The sequence below is a fragment of the Cronobacter turicensis genome (genome assembly GCF_041222865.1).
GTDB classification, from domain to species: Bacteria; Pseudomonadota; Gammaproteobacteria; order Enterobacterales; family Enterobacteriaceae; genus Cronobacter; species Cronobacter turicensis.
The window spans coordinates 1,179,200-1,197,807 of record NZ_CP165997.1; the positions used below are offsets into that span (position 1 = coordinate 1,179,200).

Sequence of the window (18,608 nt, forward strand, 5' to 3'; positions counted from 1 at the left end):
CTTAAACGATCGGCTTCAGCCCGTTAAGGCAGGCTTATTTGCCGAGCACTTTGCGGGCTTTTTCCACCACGTTCTCGACGGTAAAGCCGAAGTACGGGAAGAGTTTCTCCGCAGGCGCGGATTCGCCATAGCCGGTCATACCGACGATAGCGCCTTTCAGGCCGACATATTTGTACCAGTAGTCGGCGATGCCCGCTTCCACCGCGACGCGCGCGCTGACGTCGGACGGCAGCACCGATTCGCGGTAGGCTTCATCCTGCGCGTCAAACACATCGGTCGACGGCAGCGACACCACGCGGACCGCTACGCCGTCGCCGCGCAGTTGTTCGGCCGCCTGAACGGCGATTTCCACTTCAGAACCGGTGGCAATCAGGATCAGATCCGGTTTGCCGCCTGCGTCTTTCAGGATATACCCGCCGCGCGCCACCTCTTTCAGCTGCTGCGGCGAGCGCTCGATCTGCGCCAGGTTCTGGCGGGAGAGGATCAGCGCCGTCGGGCCGTTATGGCGCTCGATAGCGGCTTTCCACGCCACCGCGGTTTCCACCTGGTCACACGGACGCCAGGTGCTGAAATTCGGCGTCAGGCGCAGGCTGGCGAGCTGCTCCACCGCCTGGTGCGTCGGGCCGTCTTCCCCTAAGCCGATAGAGTCATGGGTATAGACCATAATCTGCCGCGCCTTCATCAGCGCCGCCATACGCGCCGCGTTGCGGGCATATTCGACGAACATCAGGAAGGTCGCAGTGTAAGGCACAAAGCCGCCGTGATGAGCGATGCCGTTGGCGATAGCCGTCATGCCGAATTCACGCACGCCGTAGTGAATATAGTTGCCCGCCGGATCTTCTTTCAGCGATGTCGAGCCCGACCAGATAGTCAGGTTGCTGGGCGCCAGATCCGCCGAGCCGCCAAGCAGTTCCGGCAGCGCCGGGCCATAGACGTTCAGCGCGTTCTGGGAAGCCTTACGGGAGGCGATTTTCGCCGGTTCCGCCTGGAGTTTTTCAATGTACTCCTGCGTCAGCTGCTGCCAGTTTTCCGGCATTTCGCCGCCCATACGGCGGTTAAACTCTGCCGCCAGCTCCGGGTAGGCTTCCTGATAAGCGGCGAATTTCTCATTCCAGCTCGCTTCAACCTGGCGGCCTTTTTCTTTCGCATCCCAGCCTTTATAGACTTCATCCGGAATTTCAAACGGCGGGTAGTTCCAGCCGAGCTGTTTGCGGGTCAGCGCCACTTCTTCTTCGCCGAGCGCCGCGCCGTGGGATTCCTCTTTGCCCGCTTTGTTCGGCGAGCCGAAGCCAATCACGGTGCGACAGATAATCAGCGACGGTTTATCGGTAACCTGTTTTGCCTCTTCGATGGCGCGCTTGATGGCCTCTGGATCGTGGCCGTCAATCTCATGCACTACGTGCCAGTGGTAGGCTTCAAAACGTTTGGCGGTGTCGTCGGTAAACCAGCCCTCGGTCTCGCCATCAATGGAAATGCCGTTGTGATCGTAGAAGCCAATCAGCTTGCCAAGGCCCAGCGTGCCCGCGAGCGAACACACCTCATGGGAGATGCCTTCCATCAGGCAGCCGTCGCCCATAAATACATAGGTATTATGATCGACGATCTCATGGCCAGGACGGTTGAACTGCGCCGCGAGCGTTTTCTCGGCAATAGCCAGACCAACCGCGTTCGCCAGCCCCTGACCGAGCGGTCCGGTGGTAGTTTCCACGCCTGGCGTATAGCCGATTTCCGGGTGGCCCGGCGTTTTGGAGTGCAGCTGGCGGAAGTTTTTCAACTCTTCCATCGGCAGGTCGTAGCCCGAGAGGTGCAGCAGGCTGTAAAGCAGCATCGACGCGTGACCGTTGGAAAGAATAAAGCGGTCGCGGTCATACCACGTCGGGTTAGTCGGGTTGTGCTTGAGGAAGCCGTTCCACAGCACTTCGGCGATATCCGCCATCCCCATCGGGGCGCCGGGGTGACCGGATTTGGCTTTCTGAACCGCGTCCATGCTGAGCGCGCGGATGGCGTTGGCTAAAAGCTGATGAGACATGTTTCTCTCCATGGCAAAAGTTAAAGTTTGGCGGCAAGCAGATCTTCCAGCGAGCGCTGGTCGACCGCGAACTGGCGAATGCCTTCGGCCAGTTTTTCAACCGCCATCGCGTCCTGGTTATGCTCCCAGCGGAATTCCGCTTCGGTCATCGGTTGCGGACGGCTAAAGCCCTGGGATGCCGGGATCAGCTTACGCGCGACCGGCGCATCGCTATCCTGCAGCTCTTTGAGCAGGTTAGGGGAGATGGTCAGACGGTCGCAGCCCGCCAGCGCCAGGATCTGCTCGGTACGGCGGAAGCTCGCGCCCATCACGATGGTCTGGTAGTTATGCTGCTTGTAGTAGTCATAGATGTTACGCACCGACTTCACGCCGGGATCTTCATCGACCACATACGGGTCCATCGGTTTGCGGGTGTTGTACCAGTCATAGATACGTCCGACGAACGGGGAGATCAGATACACCCCAGCTTCGGCACAGGCGCGTGCCTGGGCAAAGGAGAAAAGCAGCGTCAGGTTGCAGTGAATGCCCTCTTTTTCGAGCTCCTCCGCCGCGCGGATACCTTCCCAGGTGGACGCGAGCTTGATCAGAATGCGTGATTTATCGATGCCCTGATCCTGATAAAGCTCCACCAGGCGACGCGCTTTGGCGATGCTTTTTTCTTTGTCGAACGACAGACGCGCGTCGACTTCCGTTGAGACGCGTCCCGGAATGCTTTTCAGAATTTCCGCACCCACATTGACCGCCAGTTTGTCGCTGGCTTCCGCCACCTGCTCTTTTTGCGTGCTGCCGCGTTTTTTGCCGTATTCCAGCGCATCGGTGAACAGATGCTGGTAATGCTCAAGGCTGGCGGCCTTCAGCAGCAGGGAAGGGTTGGTGGTGGCGTCCTGGGGTTGATAGTTACGAATCGATTCAATATCGCCGCTGTCGGCGACTACGGTTGTGAATTGTTTAATGCCATCGAGTTGGTTCATTTTGCTACTCCTTGAAAAGAAAAGATTTTATGGGGCGCTGTCAGTGTCGCCCGCCGGGATCTCATCAGGGACATAACAAAAAAGCATAGCAGACGCACATAGCAATGCTTTCCCGACCCAGCAACATCGCTGCTATAAATTGATAACATCAAAGGGTTGCATGACTCAGAGTTTGGCGGTCTTCAAAGTTTAGCCGCCGCTAACGGGCGATACTGACGGCCTGGTTAAACGAGCGTGCGACACGCCGCTTCATACCCTGCAAGAGAAAAAGGATCAGTAAAATGGATGAACAACTAAAACAAAGCGCCCTCGATTTTCACGAATTCCCGGTTCCAGGCAAAATTCAGGTTTCTCCGACCAAACCGCTGGCGACCCAGCGCGATCTGGCGCTGGCGTATTCGCCAGGCGTGGCGGCACCGTGTCTGGAGATCGCCGCCGATCCGCTGGCCGCCTATAAATACACCGCGCGCGGCAACCTGGTGGCGGTTATCTCCAACGGCACCGCCGTGCTGGGGCTTGGCAATATCGGCGCGCTGGCCGGTAAACCGGTAATGGAAGGCAAGGGCGTCCTGTTTAAGAAATTCGCCGGTATTGATGTGTTTGATATCGAAATCGACGAGCACGATCCCGATAAAGTAGTGGATGTGGTGGCGGCGCTGGAGCCGACTTTCGGCGGTATCAACCTGGAAGATATCAAAGCGCCGGAATGTTTTTATATCGAAAAGAAACTGCGTGAGCGCATGAACATTCCGGTGTTCCATGACGATCAGCACGGTACCGCCATTATCTGTACCGCCGCGGTGTTAAACGGCCTGCGCGTGGTGCAAAAAAATATCTCCGACGTGCGGCTGGTGGTCTCCGGCGCGGGCGCGTCCGCCATCGCCTGTATGAACCTGCTGGTGGCGCTTGGCATGCAGAAGCGCAACATCGTGGTGTGCGACTCCAAAGGCGTCATCTACAAAGGCCGCGAAGAGAACATGGCGGAAACCAAAGCCGCCTACGCGATTGACGATAACGGCAAGCGCACGCTCGGCGATGTGATCGAAGGCGCGGATATTTTCCTCGGTTGCTCCGGCCCGAAAGTGATGACTCAGGAGATGGTCAAAAAGATGGCCGCTTCGCCGCTCATCCTGGCGCTCGCCAACCCTGAGCCGGAAATCATGCCGCCGCTCGCCAAAGAAGTGCGCCCGGATGCGATCATCTGCACCGGCCGTTCAGATTTCCCGAACCAGGTGAATAATGTCCTCTGCTTCCCGTTCATCTTCCGCGGCGCGCTGGATGTGGGCGCGACCGCCATTAACGAAGAGATGAAGCTCGCGGCGGTACACGCCATTGCCGAGCTGGCGCATGCCGAGCAGAGCGACGTGGTGGCTTCGGCCTATGAAGATCAGGAGCTATCGTTCGGCCCGGATTACATCATCCCGAAACCGTTCGACCCGCGTCTTATTGTGACCATCGCCCCTGCGGTGGCGAAAGCGGCGATGGACTCCGGCGTGGCGACCCGCCCGATCGAGGATTTCGACGCGTATAAAGACAAACTCACCGAATTTGTCTACAAAACCAACCTGTTTATGAAGCCGGTATTCAACCAGGCGCGTAAAGATCCGAAGCGCGTGGTGCTGACCGAAGGCGAAGAGCCGCGCGTGCTGCATGCGACCCAGGAGCTGATTACGCTTGGGCTGGCGAAGCCGGTGCTGGTGGGCCGCCCTGGCGTTATTGAGATGCGACTGAAAAAACTCGGTCTGCAAATCGAGGCGGGCAAAGATTTCGAGATCGTGAATAACGAATCGGACCCGCGCTTTAAAGAGTACTGGAACGAGTACTACAGCATCATGAAACGTCGCGGCATTACGCAGGAGCAGGCCCAGCGCGCCGTTATCGGCAACAGCACGGTGATTGGGGCCATCATGGTGCATCGCGGCGAAGTGGATGCGATGATTTGCGGCACGATTGGCGATTATCATGAGCATTTCAGCGTGGTTCAGCAGATTTTCGGCTATCGCGACGGCGTAAAAGCCGCAGGCGCGATGAACGCGCTGCTGCTGCCGAGCGGCAACACCTTTATCGCCGACACGTATGTGAACGACGATCCGACGCCGGAACAGCTGGCGGAGATCACCGTCATGGCGGCGGAAACGGTGCGTCGTTTCGGGATCGAGCCGAAAGTGGCGCTGCTGTCGCATTCAAACTTCGGATCTTCCGATTCGCCTGCCGCCAGCAAAATGCGCGAGACGTTGCAGCTGGTGCGTGAGCGCGCCCCGGATCTGATGATCGACGGCGAGATGCACGGCGACGCGGCGCTGGTGGAGAGCATTCGTAACGATCGTATGCCGGACAGCCCGCTGAAAGGCTCGGCCAACATCCTGATTATGCCGAACGTGGAAGCGGCGCGTATCAGCTATAACCTGTTGCGCGTGTCGAGCTCCGAAGGCGTGACCGTAGGGCCGGTGTTGATGGGCGTCGCGAAACCGGTGCACGTATTGACGCCGATCGCCTCGGTTCGCCGTATCGTGAATATGGTGGCGCTGGCCGTGGTCGAAGCGCAAACCAACCCGCTGTAAGGCGTTAATGGCGGGTGCGCAAGCTTACCCGCCCTACGGGAAAGGTTGATTTTGTAGGGCGGGTAAGCGCAGCGCACCCACCATTTACCCGGTGTTCGTAGAGTAAGTGGTTGTAGGGTGGGTAAGCGTAGCGCACCCACCATTTACCCGAGCGCACCCATCATTTACCCGGGCGCACGCATCGCCCACTACCGTCGCCCGAGCGGCACCACCAGCGGCGTACCTGCTACCGGATCCTCAATAATCATGCACCGCAACCCGTAAATCGCCTCGATAAGCGCCGCGTCCACAATCTCTGACGGCGCGCCCTCGGCAATAATCTTCCCGTCCCGCAACGCAATCAGATGGTTCGCGTAGCGGCACGCCTGGTTCAAATCATGCAGCACCGCGGCAAGCGTATATCCCTGCTCGCGGTTAAGCGCGCTCAGCAGTTCCAGCAAATCAATCTGATGACTGATATCAAGCCAGGTGGTCGGCTCGTCGAGCAGCAGAATCGAGGTCTCCTGCGCTAACACCATCGCAATCCAGGCGCGCTGACGCTGACCGCCGGACAGCGTATCGACGCTCTGGTCGGCAAGCGCGGTCACGCCGGTCGCGTCCATCGCTTTTTGCACCGCGCGCTCATCCTCATCGCGCCAGCGCGTAAACAGCGGCTGATGCGGATAACGCCCGCGTGCTACCAGCTCCTGGACGCTGATATCCCCCGGCGCGCTGGCGTTCTGCGCGAGCAAGCCAATGCGCCGCGCCACCTCTTTGGTGGCGAAACGCTGGATCGCCTCGCCATCGAGGCGCACCTGCCCGCCGAGCGGTTTCATCAGGCGGCTCAACGTGCGCAGCAGCGTCGATTTGCCGCAGCCGTTCGGGCCGATAATGGCGGTGAATTTCCCGTCGGGGATAGCCACATTCAGCCCGTCTGCGACGCGAAAATCGCCGTAGCCCAGCGTCAGCGCTTCGCCGGTTAAGCGTGAAGTCATAGTCATCTCTTGCGTGACTCCTGTATCAACAAGGCGATGAGATACATGCCGCCGAGGCAAACGGTGACGGTGCCCACCGGCAGCTGATAAGGCGTAAACAGATACTGGGCGCACAAATCGGCGGCCAGCAACAGCAGCGCGCCGCACAGCGCCGCCTGGGTCAGCCCGAAGCGCGCGGTGCCGCTTAACCGACGGGCGATATGCGGCGCCACCAGCGCGACAAAAGAAATCGGCCCGGCCATCGCCGTCGCGCCAGCGGTTAACACCACGCCGGTCAGCATCAGCAGCAGGCGAGAGCGTTCCACCGCCACACCCAGCGCGCAGGCGCTGTCGTCGCCCATCTCCAGAAGCCGCATCCGGCGCGCCAGCAGCGCGCTCGCCAGCAGCGCCAGCAGGAGCAGCGGGGCGGCGGGCAGCGTTTTCCCCCACGTAATGCCGTTCAGCGAACCGGCGTTCCACAGGCCCGCCGACAGCGCCGTCTCAAGCGACGCCTGCAACAGCAGCCAGGTATTGAACGCCACCAGCATCGCGCGCACGCCGATGCCGATAATAATCAGCCGGAAGGTGTCGATGCCGTTGCGCCAGGCGAGTATCCACACGATAAACGCCGTCAGCGTGCCGCCAGCTATAGCGGCGAAGGCGATAGCGGCCTGGTGCTGGCCCGCCAGCACCATCGCCACCAGCACGCCGCTCCAGGCGCCGGTGTTAAAGCCCATCACATCCGGGCTGCCTAAGGGGTTGCGCATCAGCGACTGGAAAATCGCGCCGCTTACGCCGAGCGCCGCGCCCAGCAGCAGCGCCATCGCCACGCGCGGCAGGCGCCATTCGGTAACGATAAGCGCAACAGTGCGCGGGGCATGGCCGGTCAGCGCCTCCAGCACCTTACGGGCTTCGAGCGTTACTGCACCCTGCGTCAGCGCCCAGAGGCCGAGCCCGATGCACAGGCTCAACGTCAGCAGGCAAAAGAGGCCTAAACGGGGGGAAACGGATCTCATAGCGACGCTCCGCCGCGCCGCTGGCGCACCAGATAAATCAGCGCGGGCGCGCCGATAAACGCGCTCATCACCGACACCCGCAGTTCGCCCGGCACCAGCAGCCGGCCAATGATATCCGCGAGCAGCAGCAGCGACGGCGTGGCGAGCAGCGTCACTGGCAGCGACCAGCGGTGATCCGCCCCCACCAGCCAGCGCGCCAGGTGCGGCATCATCAGGCCGATAAAGGCGATGGGGCCCACCACGGCGGTGGCGCTGGCGCACAGAAGCGTAATGGCGATAAGCCCGAGCACCTGCGTGCGCGCCACGCGGCTGCCGAGCGCCGTCGCCGTGTCGCTTCCCATGCTCAGGCTGTTCAGGGCACGCCCCAGCAGCAGCGCGATAACGGCGCCTGTGAGCACGACCGGCGCGATGGCTTTAAGCGTCGTCAGGGTACGGATATCAAGCGAGCCCGCCTGCCAGAAGCGCAGCTGGTCATACACCACCGGGTTTAATAGCGCGATACCGCCGGAAAGCCCTTCCAGTACTGCCGCCAGCGCCACACCGGCGAGTGTCAGGCGCACCGGGCTAAGCTGTCCGCCGCCTGCGCTGCCGGTAAACGCCACGACCAGTGTCGCCGCCAGCGCGCCGCACAGCGCCAGCGCGAGGATGTGCAGCGGCTCGCTCACGCCCCACAGCGCCGCGCCCAGAACAATGGCGAAACTGGCGCCGGAGTTGACGCCTAACAGGCCGGGGTCGGCGAGCGGGTTGCGGGTCAGCGTTTGCATTAACGCCCCGGCAAGCCCGAGCGACAGCCCGGCGACAATACCGGCGAGGGTGCGGGGCAGGCGCGCATCCAGCACGATGGTGCAGTCCGCCTCGCGGCAGGCGCCGGTGAGCGCGTCCACCACAAGAGATAAGGGCAGGGATTTGGCGCCCACCAGCAGGCTGAGGGCAACCATCAACAGCAGCAATAAAAAGAGACACCCCAGGACAACCATCCTGGAGGAAAGGCGCGAGGCCGACATAACGCACACCCTGGAATCGATAATGATAGTTATTATCACTCTTATCTGGCTATGTTAGCATGGCCGTCCCGTTATCCGGCAAGGAAAATTCGCGTTAAGGCCCTGTAATGAACCGACATTCGCTGTTACTGAACCTCTCGTTGCTGAAAACCCATCCCGCTTATCGCGCCGTCTTTCTGGCGCGTTTTATCTCCATTCTTGGTCTTGGACTGCTTGGCGTGGCGGTGCCGGTGCAGATCCAGACGCTCACCGGCTCGCCTTTTCAGGTGGGGCTGGCGGTCACGCTGACCGGGGCGGCGATGTTTATCGGCCTGATGACCGGCGGCGTGCTGGCCGACCGCTACGAGCGCAAAACGCTCATTCTGCTGGCGCGCTCCACCTGTGGTCTTGGGTTTATCGGGCTTTGGATCAACGCCATGTTGCCCGCGCCGTCGGTCACCGCGATTTATCTGCTCGGGGTGTGGGACGGGTTTTACGGGGCGATCGGCGTAACGGCGCTGCTGGCGGCGACGCCTGCTATCGTGGGGCGTGAAAACCTGATGCAGGCGGGCGCGATCACCATGCTGACGGTGCGCCTGGGCTCGGTGATTTCGCCGCTGCTCGGCGGCGTGCTGCTGGCCTGGGGCGGCGTGGTCTGGAACTACGCGCTGGCGGCGCTCGGCACGTTTCTCACGCTCCTGCCGCTGCTCACCCTCCCGGCGCTCCCCGCGCCGCAGATGCAGCGTCAGCATCCGCTGCGCGCGCTGGCCGACGGGCTGCGCTTTCTTGCGGCAAGCCCGGTCGTGGGCGGCGTGGCGCTGGTCGGCGCGCTGCTGACGATGGCGAGCGCGGTGCGCGTGCTGTATCCGTCGCTTGCGAACCACTGGCAGATGGCGGGCGGTGAAATCGGCGTGCTGTACGCCGCTGTGCCGCTCGGCGCGGCGCTGGGAGCGCTCACCAGCGGCGGGCTCGCGCACGCCCCGCGCCCTGGCCGCACGCTGCTGATTTCCTCGGTGCTGGCGCTGGCGGCCGTCGGCGTGTTCAGCCTGATGCCATTCTGGCCGCTGGCGTTCGTCTGTCTGACGCTGTTCGGCTACCTGAGCGGCGTGAGTTCGCTTATCCAGTACCAGCTTATCCAGGCCCGGACGCCGGATCACATGCTCGGGCGTATCAACGGACTGTGGACCGCGCAAAATGTCACGGGCGACGCCATCGGCGCGGCGGCGCTCGGCGGTATGGGCGCCTGGTTTTCGCCAGTGAGCGCCGCCAGCGTCGGCGGGCTTGGGCTGGCCGTTATCACCCTTGCGCTGGCGCTGCTTTTTGCTGAACTGCGCCGGTTGCGTCAGCCGCCGCCGGAACCCGCGCCCCATTAAAAAAGGGGCCAACCGGCCCCCCATTTATGCGTTGAATAATGTCTCAAGCCGTTTGAGCAGCAGGCTGGCGCTGTAGTAATCGAGCCGGAAGGTTTCGGTGCCGAGCGCGTAAACCCGTTTATTTTTCACCGCCGGCAGGTGGGCCAGCAGCGGATCGCGCATCAGCGCCGCGGCGTCTTTATCATCGGCCGCGAACAAAAACAGCGTCTCGCCGTTCAGCCCTGCCGCCAGATTTTCCCCGCCGAGCTGAATAATATCGTGGCGTTTGCCCATGCTGGTGAGGCCGTGCGCGGCGGGCGGCGGCGCGAGCGTAAAGCCGAGCTGGCCGAGCAGTTTCCCCTGCGCCGATTCGGCGGTCCAGAGATTCGCGCCGTGCGCCGCAGGGTTATAGACCAGCGCGCTCACGGGTTGCGGCGGCAGCGTCATCTGCGTTTTCGCCCGCGCGAGCTGCTGGTCAAACTGCGCGATGCGCCCGGCGGCCTGCTTCTCATGACCGGTGATCTCGCCAAGCTGCGTTAACAACGCCTGCCAGCTTTTATCGTCGTAATTGATGATTAACGTCGGCGCGATAGCAGAAAATTGCTCGTAGAGCGCCTGCGCCGAATCGCCGCCGGTCGCGCTCACCAGAATCAGATCCGGCATCTGCGCAGCCACGGCCTCGGCGTTTGGCTCGCCGATATAGAGCCGCTCAACATGACGCGCTTTCGCCACGTCGCCCCACTGACGTAAAAATCCCTGGTCGTCGGCAACACGGTTGCCGGGCGACGTAGCACCGCTCGCCACCACCGGCGCGTCAATCGCCAGCAGCGAACCGGTCAGCGTGACGCTGGTGGAGACAATACGTTGCGGCGCCTTATCAAGCGTATGTACGCCGCGGCTGTCGGTTATCTGGCGCGGCCAGGATGCCGCCTGTGAAACTGAGGAAATTCCTAAAACCAGCAGGCTGGCGGCGAGTATGGCGCGCAGGGCGGAAGTGAACGTCACGGCAACGATTCCTGTAATATGAGTTAATAATGCTTCTCATTTTCATCATTTGCCGACAGGTTGCAAGCGTCGCTGAGGGCTTCACGGCATGCTCACGGTTGACAACCCTGCCATTTCGCCTTAGGTTACGCCTCCAAATACAAATGATAACAATTATCAGTTCACTTTTTGGTACAGGAGGATCGCATGGACACGTCACTGGCCGGAGAACGCGGCGACGCGACCGCATCCCTTTCATCCGACAGTTTTTTCTTCATGTCGCCTTATCGCAGTGTTACCACCCGCGGCTGTTTCATGCGCCTGGAGACGCCAGCCGCCGACGGCGCAGAGCGCCACGGCGTGTTTCAGACCGCGCTGCGTGACGCGTTCGACCGCGCCCGCAGGCAGGGCATCGTGCGCCCTGTCGTCGTCGGCGCTATTCCATTCGATACCCGCAAACCGTCCGCGCTGTTTATTCCTGAAAGCCACAGCGATACCGCCCGCGGCGGGTATTCGCTTATCGAAAATAGCGCCGCGCCGCGTGTTGTCCGCCGTGAAGCGCTCCCGGACGAGGCGACGTTCATGGCGATGGTGGCGCGCGCCGCCGCGCTGACCGACACGCCTGCGGTCAGTAAAATCGTGCTCTCCCGCCTTATCGACATCACGACAGAAGACGCACCGGACAGCCTGGCGCTGCTGGCGCGTCTGGTGGCGCAAAACCCCGCGAGTTTTAACTTCCACGTGCCGCTGGCGGAGGGCGGCGCGTTGCTTGGCGCGAGCCCGGAACTGCTGCTGCGTAAAGATGGCAATACCTTCAGCTCGCTGCCGCTGGCGGGCTCCGCGCGCCGCCATGCCGACGCGGCGCAGGATAAAAGCGCAGGGCAAGCGCTGCTCTGCTCGGCCAAAGATCGCCATGAGCATGAACTGGTGACGCAGGCGATGCGCGACGTACTCGCGCATCGCAGCCAGCGCCTCGCGATGCCGGGCGCGCCGGAGCTGATTACCACGCCGACGCTCTGGCATCTCGCGACGCCTGTCGAGGGCGAAACGCGCTTTGCGGATGACAACGCGCTGTCGCTCGCCTGCCTGCTGCACCCGACGCCTGCGCTGAGCGGTTACCCGCATGAGGCGGCGAAAGCGTATATCGCCGGGCTGGAGCCGTTCGATCGCGAGCTGTTCGGCGGGATTGTCGGCTGGTGCGATGCCGATGGCAACGGCGAATGGGCGGTGACCATTCGCTGCGCGCGTTTGCAGGAAAACCAGGTACGGCTGTTTGCGGGCGCGGGCATTGTTCCGGCGTCCGACCCGGCTTCGGAGTGGCGCGAAACCGGCGTCAAGCTCTCCACCATGCTCCACGTTTTAGGTCTTCACTGAGGTTTTACGCATGACGATCCCTTACACCCGCTGGCCGGACGATCTCGCCGCGCGCTACCGCGACCGCGGCTACTGGCTCGACCTGCCGCTTACCGATATCGTCAGCCGCCACGCGCAGAGCGCCGCGACGGCGCTTATCGACGGCGAGCGCCGCTACAGCTACCGCGAGCTGGATGCGGCAGCCACACGTCTTGCGGGCGCGCTGGCGCGCCGTGGGCTGTCTCGCGGCGACACCGCGCTGGTTCAGCTTGGCAACGTGGCGGAGTTTTACATCGTGTTCTTCGCGCTGCTGAAAATCGGCGTGGCGCCGGTCAACGCGCTGTTTAGTCATCAGCGCACCGAGCTTGACGCTTACGCGCGCCAGATTGCTCCGGCGCTGCTGATTGCCGACCGCGAGCACGCGCTCTTTGGCGATGATGCGTATATCACTGCGCTGAAAGCGCAGCACTCGTCGCTGCGTATGACGCTTCTGCGCGGAGACGGGCTGGACGCGCTGATTTCAGAGCCTGAAGCGGATGTTATTTTCACGCCGTCCGCCGCCGATGAAGTGGCGTTTTTCCAGCTCTCCGGCGGCAGTACCGGCACGCCGAAGCTCATCCCGCGCACGCATAACGACTACTACTACAGCATCCGCCGCAGCGTGGAGATTTGTGAATTCACCCGCGAAACGCGCTACCTCTGCGCGCTGCCTGCAGCGCACAACTACCCGTTAAGCTCCCCCGGCGCGCTCGGCGTGTTCTTCGCCGAAGGTTGCGTGGTGCTGGCGCGCGATCCGAGCGCGACGCTCTGCTTCCCGCTGATTGAGGCGCACCAGGTTAACGTCACCGCGCTGGTGCCGCCCGCCGTCAGCCTCTGGCTGCAGGCCATTCAGGAGTGGGGCGGTAACCGCCAGCTGGCGTCGCTGAAACTGTTGCAGGTCGGCGGCGCGCGGCTTTCCGACACGCTCGCCGCACGTATTCCGGCGGAGATCGGCTGTCAGCTCCAGCAAGTGTTCGGCATGGCCGAAGGGCTGGTCAACTACACCCGCCTGGACGATCCGGACGAGCGCATCTTCACCACGCAGGGCCGCCCGATGAGCCCGGACGATGAGGTCTGGGTGGCCGATGAAAACGGCAATCCGCTGCCGCGCGGTGAGACGGGACGGCTGATGACGCGCGGCCCGTACACCTTCCGCGGCTACTACAACAGCCCTGAACACAACGCCAGCGCCTTTGATGAGAACGGTTTTTACTGCTCCGGCGATCTGATCGCCATCGATGAGCAGGGCTACATCACCGTTCAGGGGCGTGAGAAAGATCAGATCAACCGCGGGGGCGAGAAGATCGCCGCGGAAGAGATCGAGAACCTGCTGCTCGGTCACGAGGCTATCGTCCATGCGGGTCTGGTCTCGATGGAAGACAGTCTGCTTGGCGAAAAAAGCTGCGCGTATATCGTCACCACCCGCCCGGTCAGGGCGGTGGAGATCCGACGCTTTCTACGCGAGCTGGGCATCGCCGATTTTAAACTGCCGGATCGCGTGGAGCGCGTCGATGCGCTGCCGCTCACGCCGGTCGGCAAAGTGGATAAAAAACAACTGCGTCTGTGGCTGGCCGCGCGTCAGCCCGTCTCTGAGTAAGGAAAGACTATGGCTATTCCAAAACTAAACGCCTATACGCTGCCTACGGCGGCCGATCTCCCGCAAAATAAAGTGAGCTGGGCGTTAGAGCCGCCGCGCGCGGCGCTGCTCATCCATGATATGCAGGAGTATTTCCTTAACTTCTGGGGCGAAAACTGCCCGATGATCGAACAGGTGGTGGCGAATATCGCCGCGCTGAGAAAGTACTGCAAGGCGCAGGGCATCCCGGTTTACTACACCGCGCAGCCCAATAATCAGAGCGACGCCGACCGCGCGCTGCTGAACGACATGTGGGGGCCGGGGCTGAACAATCATCCTGATAAACAAAAGGTGGTCGCGGCGCTGGCGCCGGATGCCGACGACACCGTGCTGGTGAAATGGCGCTACAGCGCGTTTCATCGCTCGCCGCTTGAACACACGCTGAAAGAGACGGGTCGCGATCAGCTCATCATCTGCGGCGTTTACGCCCACATCGGCTGCATGATCACCGCCACCGACGCGTTTATGCGCGATATCAAACCGTTTATGGTGGCCGACGCGCTGGCGGATTTCAGCCGTGATGAGCATCTGATGGCGCTCAATTACGTCGCGGGTCGCGCCGGGCGCGTGGTGATGACCGCCGATCTGCTGCCTGCTAATGATTCGGACGCGCCGGGCAGCAAAGCGGCGCTGCGCGCGCTGGTGCTGCCGCTGCTGGATGAGTCCGACGAGCCGGAAGATGACGAAAACCTGATCGACTACGGTCTGGATTCCGTGCGCATGATGGCGCTCGCGGCGCGCTGGCGCAAAGTACATGGCGATATCGATTTCGTGATGCTCGCGAAAAACCCGACCATCGATGCCTGGTGGGCGCTGCTGAGCCGGGAGCCGCAGGCATGACGCTCGATTTCCGGGGGAAAAACGTCTGGGTGACGGGCGCGGGCAAGGGCATTGGCTATACCACCGCGCTGGCGTTTGTCGCGGCGGGCGCGAAGGTAACCGGTTTCGATCTGGCATTTCCACTGGCCGATTATCCGTTTGCGTGTGAAACGCTCGATGTGGCGGACGCCGCGGCGGTGGCGGATGTTTGCCAGCGGTTGCTCACTAATAGCGCCCGTCTTGATGTGCTGGTGAACGCGGCGGGCATTCTGCGCATGGGCGCGACGGATGAACTCTCTCCCGACGACTGGCAGCAGACGTTCGCGGTGAACGTGGGCGGCGCGTTTAACTTCTTTCAGCAGACGATGGCGCAGTTTCGCGCGCAGAAGGGCGGGGCTATCGTGACCGTCGCGTCCGACGCCGCCCATACGCCGCGCCTCGGGATGTCGGCGTATGGCGCTTCGAAAGCGGCGCTCAAAAGCCTGGCGCTGACCGTGGGGCTGGAGCTGGCGTCCTCTGGCGTGCGCGCAAATCTGGTGTCGCCGGGCTCGACCGACACCGATATGCAGCGCACGCTCTGGAAAAGCGACGATGCTGAACAGCAGCGCATTCGCGGTTTTGCCGGGCAGTTTAAGCTCGGTATTCCGCTCGGCAAGATTGCGCAGCCGCAGGACGTGGCGAACACCATCCTGTTTCTCGCCTCGGATCTCGCAAGCCACATTACGCTACAGGATATTGTTATCGACGGCGGCTCAACGCTTGGAGCATAGATGATCTGGAAACGACACATGACGCTTGAGGCGCTGAACGCGACCAGCGTCGGCACGCTGGTGGAGCATCTGGGGATCGAATATACCCGTCTCGGCGATGATTTGCTGGAGGCCACCATGCCGGTCGATACGCGCACGCATCAGCCGTTCGGTCTGCTGCACGGCGGCGCCTCCGCGGCGCTTGCCGAAACGCTCGGCTCGATGGCCGGTTACCTGACTACCCGTGACGGGCAGTGCGTGGTGGGCACCGAAATCAGCGCGTCTCATCACCGCGCGGTGTCGCAGGGCCAGGTGCGCGGCGTTTGTCAGCCGTTGCATCTGGGGCGGCAGAGCCAGTGCTGGGAGATCGTGATTTATGACGAACAGGGGCGGCGCTGCTGCACCAGCCGGTTAAGTACGGCGGTTATGGGGTAGGTTATGTGTGGTGGGTGCGCTTCGCTGACCTGCCCTACGAAAGCCCGGTCCCAAAGTGTGTAGGGCGGGTAAGCGCAGCGCACCCGCCGCGTTAAACCACCGGGAACCCGCCAGCCCCGTGATCCCGTTAACAGACTGACGTAAATCCCTGCCGCCAGGACGCGTTTCTCTGGTGGCTAAGTTGTTAAATCCATTTTGGTGATATAGAAACAAAATGTAACACCTATGTTTCACTCACTGTTTCACTGAATGGATAACTATTATGACGAACTCAGGGAAATACCTTATCTGGGCGGCGCTCTCCGTGGTGGGCGCATTTGCGCTGGGCTATATCGCCCTTAACCGCGGCGAGCAGATCAACGCGCTCTGGATCGTGGTCGCCGCCGTCTGTATCTATCTTATCGCTTACCGTTTTTATGGTCTCTTCATCGCCAAACGCGTGCTGGCCGTCGACCCGACGCGCATGACGCCCGCGGTGCGCCATAACGACGGGCTCGACTATGTCCCCACCGATAAAAAAGTGCTGTTCGGTCACCATTTTGCGGCGATAGCCGGGGCCGGGCCGCTGGTGGGGCCGGTACTGGCGGCGCAGATGGGGTATCTGCCTGGCATGATCTGGATCCTCGCAGGCGTTGTACTGGCAGGCGCGGTACAGGATTTCATGGTGCTGTTTGTCTCCACCCGCCGCGACGGTCGGTCGCTCGGCGAACTGGTCAAAGAAGAAATGGGCAACACCGCGGGCGTCATCGCGCTCGTCGCCTGCTTCATGATTATGATTATCATCCTGGCGGTGCTGGCGATGATCGTCGTGAAAGCGCTGACCCACAGCCCGTGGGGCACTTATACCGTCGCCTTTACCATTCCGCTTGCGCTCTTTATGGGCATTTATATTCGTTATCTGCGGCCAGGACGCATCGGCGAAGTGTCAGTTATCGGCCTGGTGATGCTGGTATTTGCCATTGTCTCCGGCGGCTGGGTGGCGCAGAGCCCGACGTGGGCGCCGTGGTTTGATTTCACCGGCGTACAGTTAACCTGGATGCTGGTGGGTTACGGGTTTGTCGCGGCGGTATTGCCGGTCTGGCTGCTCCTTGCGCCGCGCGATTACCTCTCGACGTTCCTCAAAATCGGCACCATTGTCGGCCTCGCCATCGGCATTCTGATCATGCGCCCGACGCTGACGATGCCCGCGATGACCAAATTCATCGACGGCACCGGCCCGGTCTGGACCGGTAATCTGTTCCCGTTCCTGTTTATCACCATCGCCTGTGGCGCGGTGTCGGGCTTCCATGCGCTCATCGCCTCCGGCACCACGCCGAAAATGCTCGCCAATGAAAACCAGGCCTGCTTTATCGGCTACGGCGGCATGCTGATGGAGTCGTTTGTCGCGATCATGGCGCTGGTCTCGGCCTGCGTTATCGACCCCGGCGTTTACTTCGCGATGAACAGCCCGATGGCGGTACTGGCGCCCGCAGGCACGGCGGATGTGGTCGCGTCGGCCGCCCAGGTGGTGAGCGGCTGGGGCTTCCAGATAACGCCGGATACGCTTAATCAGATTGCGAACGAAGTAGGCGAGCAGACGATTATCTCGCGGGCGGGCGGCGCGCCGACGCTGGCGGTGGGCATGGCGTATATTCTCCATGGGGCGCTCGGCGGCCTGATGGATGTGTCGTTCTGGTATCACTTCGCCATTCTGTTTGAGGCGCTGTTTATCCTGACGGCGGTGGATGCGGGCACCCGCGCCGCGCGCTTTATGCTGCAGGATCTGCTCGGCGTCATTTCGCCAGGCCTCAAACGCACCGATTCACTGCCCGCCAACCTGCTGGCGACGGCGCTGTGCGTGCTGGCATGGGGCTATTTCCTGCATCAGGGCGTGGTGGATCCGCTCGGCGGTATTAACACGCTGTGGCCGCTGTTTGGTATCGCCAACCAGATGCTGGCGGGCATGGCGCTGATGCTCTGCGCCGTGGTGCTGTTTAAGATGAAGCGCCAGCGTTATGCATGGGTGGCGCTGGTGCCGACCGCGTGGCTGCTGGTTTGTACGCTCACTGCTGGCTGGCAGAAGGCGTTCAGCCCGGATAATAAAGTGGGCTTTCTCGCCATCGCCGGTAAATTCCAGGCGATTCTGGAGAGTGGGAACATTCCGCCGCAGTACACCGAGGCGCAGCTGAGCCAACTGGTGTTTAATAACCGTCTCGACGCGGGCCTGACCATTTTCTTTATGGTGGTCGTCGTGGTGCTGGCGCTGTTCTCCATCAAAACCGCGCGGGCGGCGCTGAAGCAGGATAAGCCGACGGCCAACGAGACGCCGTATGAGCCGATGCCCGCCAGTGTGGAGCAGAGGGTCGCACAGGCGAAAAGCGCGCATTGAGTGAGGTGGTGGACGCCAGAAGGGTGGGTGCGCTGACGCTACCCACCCTACGTGCGGCAACCGCGCTGTTCTTAGTTGTAGGGCGGGTAAGCGAAGCGCACCCGCCGTGGTGAACCAGGCTACACGTCATCAACGAAGCCAACCGTTAAGGATAAAAAATGTTTGATACCCTCGCCAAAGCCGGGAAATACCTCGGCCAGGCTGCAAAAATGATGATCGGCGTGCCTGATTACGACAACTACGTCGAACACATGCGCGTTAACCACCCTGACCAGACGCCGATGACCTATGAGGAATTCTTCCGCGAACGCCAGGATGCCCGCTATGGTGCGAAAGGCGGGGCGAAATGCTGTTGAGCAT

Annotated in this window: 15 protein-coding genes; 9 read left to right on the plus strand and 6 right to left on the minus strand. The window is 61.7% G+C overall.

Going from position 1 to position 18,608, the window contains the following annotated elements:
• Positions 1-34 precede the first annotated feature (34 nt).
• Complete coding sequence (tkt, locus tag AB8W27_RS05675; RefSeq protein ID WP_015742050.1) at positions 35-2,029, minus strand: transketolase; 1,995 nt, start codon at positions 2,027-2,029, stop codon at positions 35-37.
• A gap of 20 nt (positions 2,030-2,049) precedes the next feature.
• Positions 2,050-3,000 (minus strand): transaldolase, encoded by a 951-nt coding sequence (gene tal, locus AB8W27_RS05680; protein ID WP_015742049.1) that lies wholly within the window; start codon positions 2,998-3,000, stop codon positions 2,050-2,052.
• A 281-nt stretch (positions 3,001-3,281) separates the two neighbouring features.
• On the opposite strand from tal, the gene maeB reads away from it, so the two are divergent.
• Complete coding sequence (maeB, locus tag AB8W27_RS05685) at positions 3,282-5,561, plus strand: NADP-dependent oxaloacetate-decarboxylating malate dehydrogenase (RefSeq protein WP_015742048.1); 2,280 nt, start codon at positions 3,282-3,284, stop codon at positions 5,559-5,561.
• A 188-nt stretch (positions 5,562-5,749) separates the two neighbouring features.
• Here the strand turns inward: maeB and fepC are convergent, their stop codons facing one another.
• Genes fepC through fepD form a run of 3 tightly spaced genes read right to left on the minus strand, consistent with a single transcriptional unit; the run spans position 5,750 to position 8,534 of the window.
• A complete protein-coding gene (gene fepC / locus AB8W27_RS05690; RefSeq protein WP_041923802.1) occupies positions 5,750-6,541 on the minus strand; it encodes an iron-enterobactin ABC transporter ATP-binding protein in 792 nt (263 codons plus the stop codon).
• Positions 6,538-7,530 (minus strand): iron-enterobactin ABC transporter permease, encoded by a 993-nt coding sequence (gene fepG, locus AB8W27_RS05695; RefSeq protein WP_015742046.1) that lies wholly within the window; start codon positions 7,528-7,530, stop codon positions 6,538-6,540. Before fepG ends, fepC begins: the two co-directional genes overlap by 4 nt.
• Entirely contained in the window at positions 7,527-8,534 is a 1,008-nt protein-coding gene (gene fepD, locus AB8W27_RS05700; RefSeq protein WP_015742045.1) for a Fe(3+)-siderophore ABC transporter permease, read from the minus strand. Before fepD ends, fepG begins: the two co-directional genes overlap by 4 nt.
• Before the next feature lie 107 nt (positions 8,535-8,641).
• Here fepD and entS point away from each other — a divergent pair, with 107 nt between their 5' ends.
• Positions 8,642-9,886 carry an enterobactin transporter EntS gene (gene entS / locus AB8W27_RS05705; RefSeq protein ID WP_041923801.1) on the plus strand — a complete coding sequence of 415 codons (1,245 nt, stop codon included), beginning with the start codon at positions 8,642-8,644 and terminating at the stop codon, positions 9,884-9,886.
• Positions 9,887-9,910: 24 nt separating this feature from the next.
• Here the strand turns inward: entS and fepB are convergent, their stop codons facing one another.
• The gene (fepB, locus tag AB8W27_RS05710; RefSeq protein WP_041924191.1) at positions 9,911-10,852 is read right to left on the minus strand and encodes a Fe2+-enterobactin ABC transporter substrate-binding protein; all 942 of its coding nucleotides are present in this window, start codon (positions 10,850-10,852) and stop codon (positions 9,911-9,913) included.
• Positions 10,853-11,056: 204 nt separating this feature from the next.
• On the opposite strand from fepB, the gene entC reads away from it, so the two are divergent.
• The 7 genes from entC to AB8W27_RS05745 all read left to right on the plus strand — a co-directional run bounded on the left by entC (position 11,057) and on the right by AB8W27_RS05745 (position 18,604).
• Positions 11,057-12,223: an isochorismate synthase EntC gene (gene entC / locus AB8W27_RS05715; RefSeq protein WP_015742042.1), complete on the plus strand. Its 1,167-nt coding sequence runs from the start codon at positions 11,057-11,059 to the stop codon at positions 12,221-12,223.
• 10 nt (positions 12,224-12,233) lie between these two features.
• Positions 12,234-13,838 carry a (2,3-dihydroxybenzoyl)adenylate synthase gene (locus tag AB8W27_RS05720; protein ID WP_015742041.1) on the plus strand — a complete coding sequence of 535 codons (1,605 nt, stop codon included), beginning with the start codon at positions 12,234-12,236 and terminating at the stop codon, positions 13,836-13,838.
• 9 nt (positions 13,839-13,847) lie between these two features.
• A complete protein-coding gene (locus AB8W27_RS05725; protein WP_015742040.1) occupies positions 13,848-14,717 on the plus strand; it encodes an isochorismatase in 870 nt (289 codons plus the stop codon).
• Positions 14,714-15,466, plus strand: coding sequence for a 2,3-dihydro-2,3-dihydroxybenzoate dehydrogenase EntA (gene entA / locus AB8W27_RS05730; protein ID WP_041923800.1), 753 nt, complete (start codon positions 14,714-14,716; stop codon positions 15,464-15,466). The genes AB8W27_RS05725 and entA overlap by 4 nt, the downstream gene beginning before the upstream one ends.
• Positions 15,467-15,880 carry a proofreading thioesterase EntH gene (gene entH / locus AB8W27_RS05735; RefSeq protein WP_015742038.1) on the plus strand — a complete coding sequence of 138 codons (414 nt, stop codon included), beginning with the start codon at positions 15,467-15,469 and terminating at the stop codon, positions 15,878-15,880.
• 262 nt (positions 15,881-16,142) lie between these two features.
• The gene (cstA, locus tag AB8W27_RS05740) at positions 16,143-18,248 is read left to right on the plus strand and encodes a pyruvate/proton symporter CstA (protein WP_015742037.1); all 2,106 of its coding nucleotides are present in this window, start codon (positions 16,143-16,145) and stop codon (positions 18,246-18,248) included.
• 158 nt (positions 18,249-18,406) lie between these two features.
• The gene (locus AB8W27_RS05745; RefSeq protein WP_007700351.1) at positions 18,407-18,604 is read left to right on the plus strand and encodes a YbdD/YjiX family protein; all 198 of its coding nucleotides are present in this window, start codon (positions 18,407-18,409) and stop codon (positions 18,602-18,604) included.
• Positions 18,605-18,608: the final 4 nt, after the last annotated feature.

What these genes read in the sequence shown, in the direction of transcription:
- fepG (WP_015742046.1), bottom strand. Translation starts at nt 7,530, where the DNA reads ATGAGATCCGTTTCCCCCCGTTTAGGCCTCTTTTGCCTGCTGACGTTG.
- AB8W27_RS05725 (WP_015742040.1), top strand. Translation starts at nt 13,848, where the DNA reads ATGGCTATTCCAAAACTAAACGCCTATACGCTGCCTACGGCGGCCGAT.
- fepD (WP_015742045.1), bottom strand. Translation starts at nt 8,534, where the DNA reads ATGTCGGCCTCGCGCCTTTCCTCCAGGATGGTTGTCCTGGGGTGTCTC.
- entS (WP_041923801.1), top strand. Translation starts at nt 8,642, where the DNA reads ATGAACCGACATTCGCTGTTACTGAACCTCTCGTTGCTGAAAACCCAT.
- maeB (WP_015742048.1), top strand. Translation starts at nt 3,282, where the DNA reads ATGGATGAACAACTAAAACAAAGCGCCCTCGATTTTCACGAATTCCCG.
- AB8W27_RS05745 (WP_007700351.1), top strand. Translation starts at nt 18,407, where the DNA reads ATGTTTGATACCCTCGCCAAAGCCGGGAAATACCTCGGCCAGGCTGCA.
- fepC (WP_041923802.1), bottom strand. Translation starts at nt 6,541, where the DNA reads ATGACTATGACTTCACGCTTAACCGGCGAAGCGCTGACGCTGGGCTAC.
- entH (WP_015742038.1), top strand. Translation starts at nt 15,467, where the DNA reads ATGATCTGGAAACGACACATGACGCTTGAGGCGCTGAACGCGACCAGC.
- entA (WP_041923800.1), top strand. Translation starts at nt 14,714, where the DNA reads ATGACGCTCGATTTCCGGGGGAAAAACGTCTGGGTGACGGGCGCGGGC.
- AB8W27_RS05720 (WP_015742041.1), top strand. Translation starts at nt 12,234, where the DNA reads ATGACGATCCCTTACACCCGCTGGCCGGACGATCTCGCCGCGCGCTAC.
- tal (WP_015742049.1), bottom strand. Translation starts at nt 3,000, where the DNA reads ATGAACCAACTCGATGGCATTAAACAATTCACAACCGTAGTCGCCGAC.
- cstA (WP_015742037.1), top strand. Translation starts at nt 16,143, where the DNA reads ATGACGAACTCAGGGAAATACCTTATCTGGGCGGCGCTCTCCGTGGTG.
- tkt (WP_015742050.1), bottom strand. Translation starts at nt 2,029, where the DNA reads ATGTCTCATCAGCTTTTAGCCAACGCCATCCGCGCGCTCAGCATGGAC.
- entC (WP_015742042.1), top strand. Translation starts at nt 11,057, where the DNA reads ATGGACACGTCACTGGCCGGAGAACGCGGCGACGCGACCGCATCCCTT.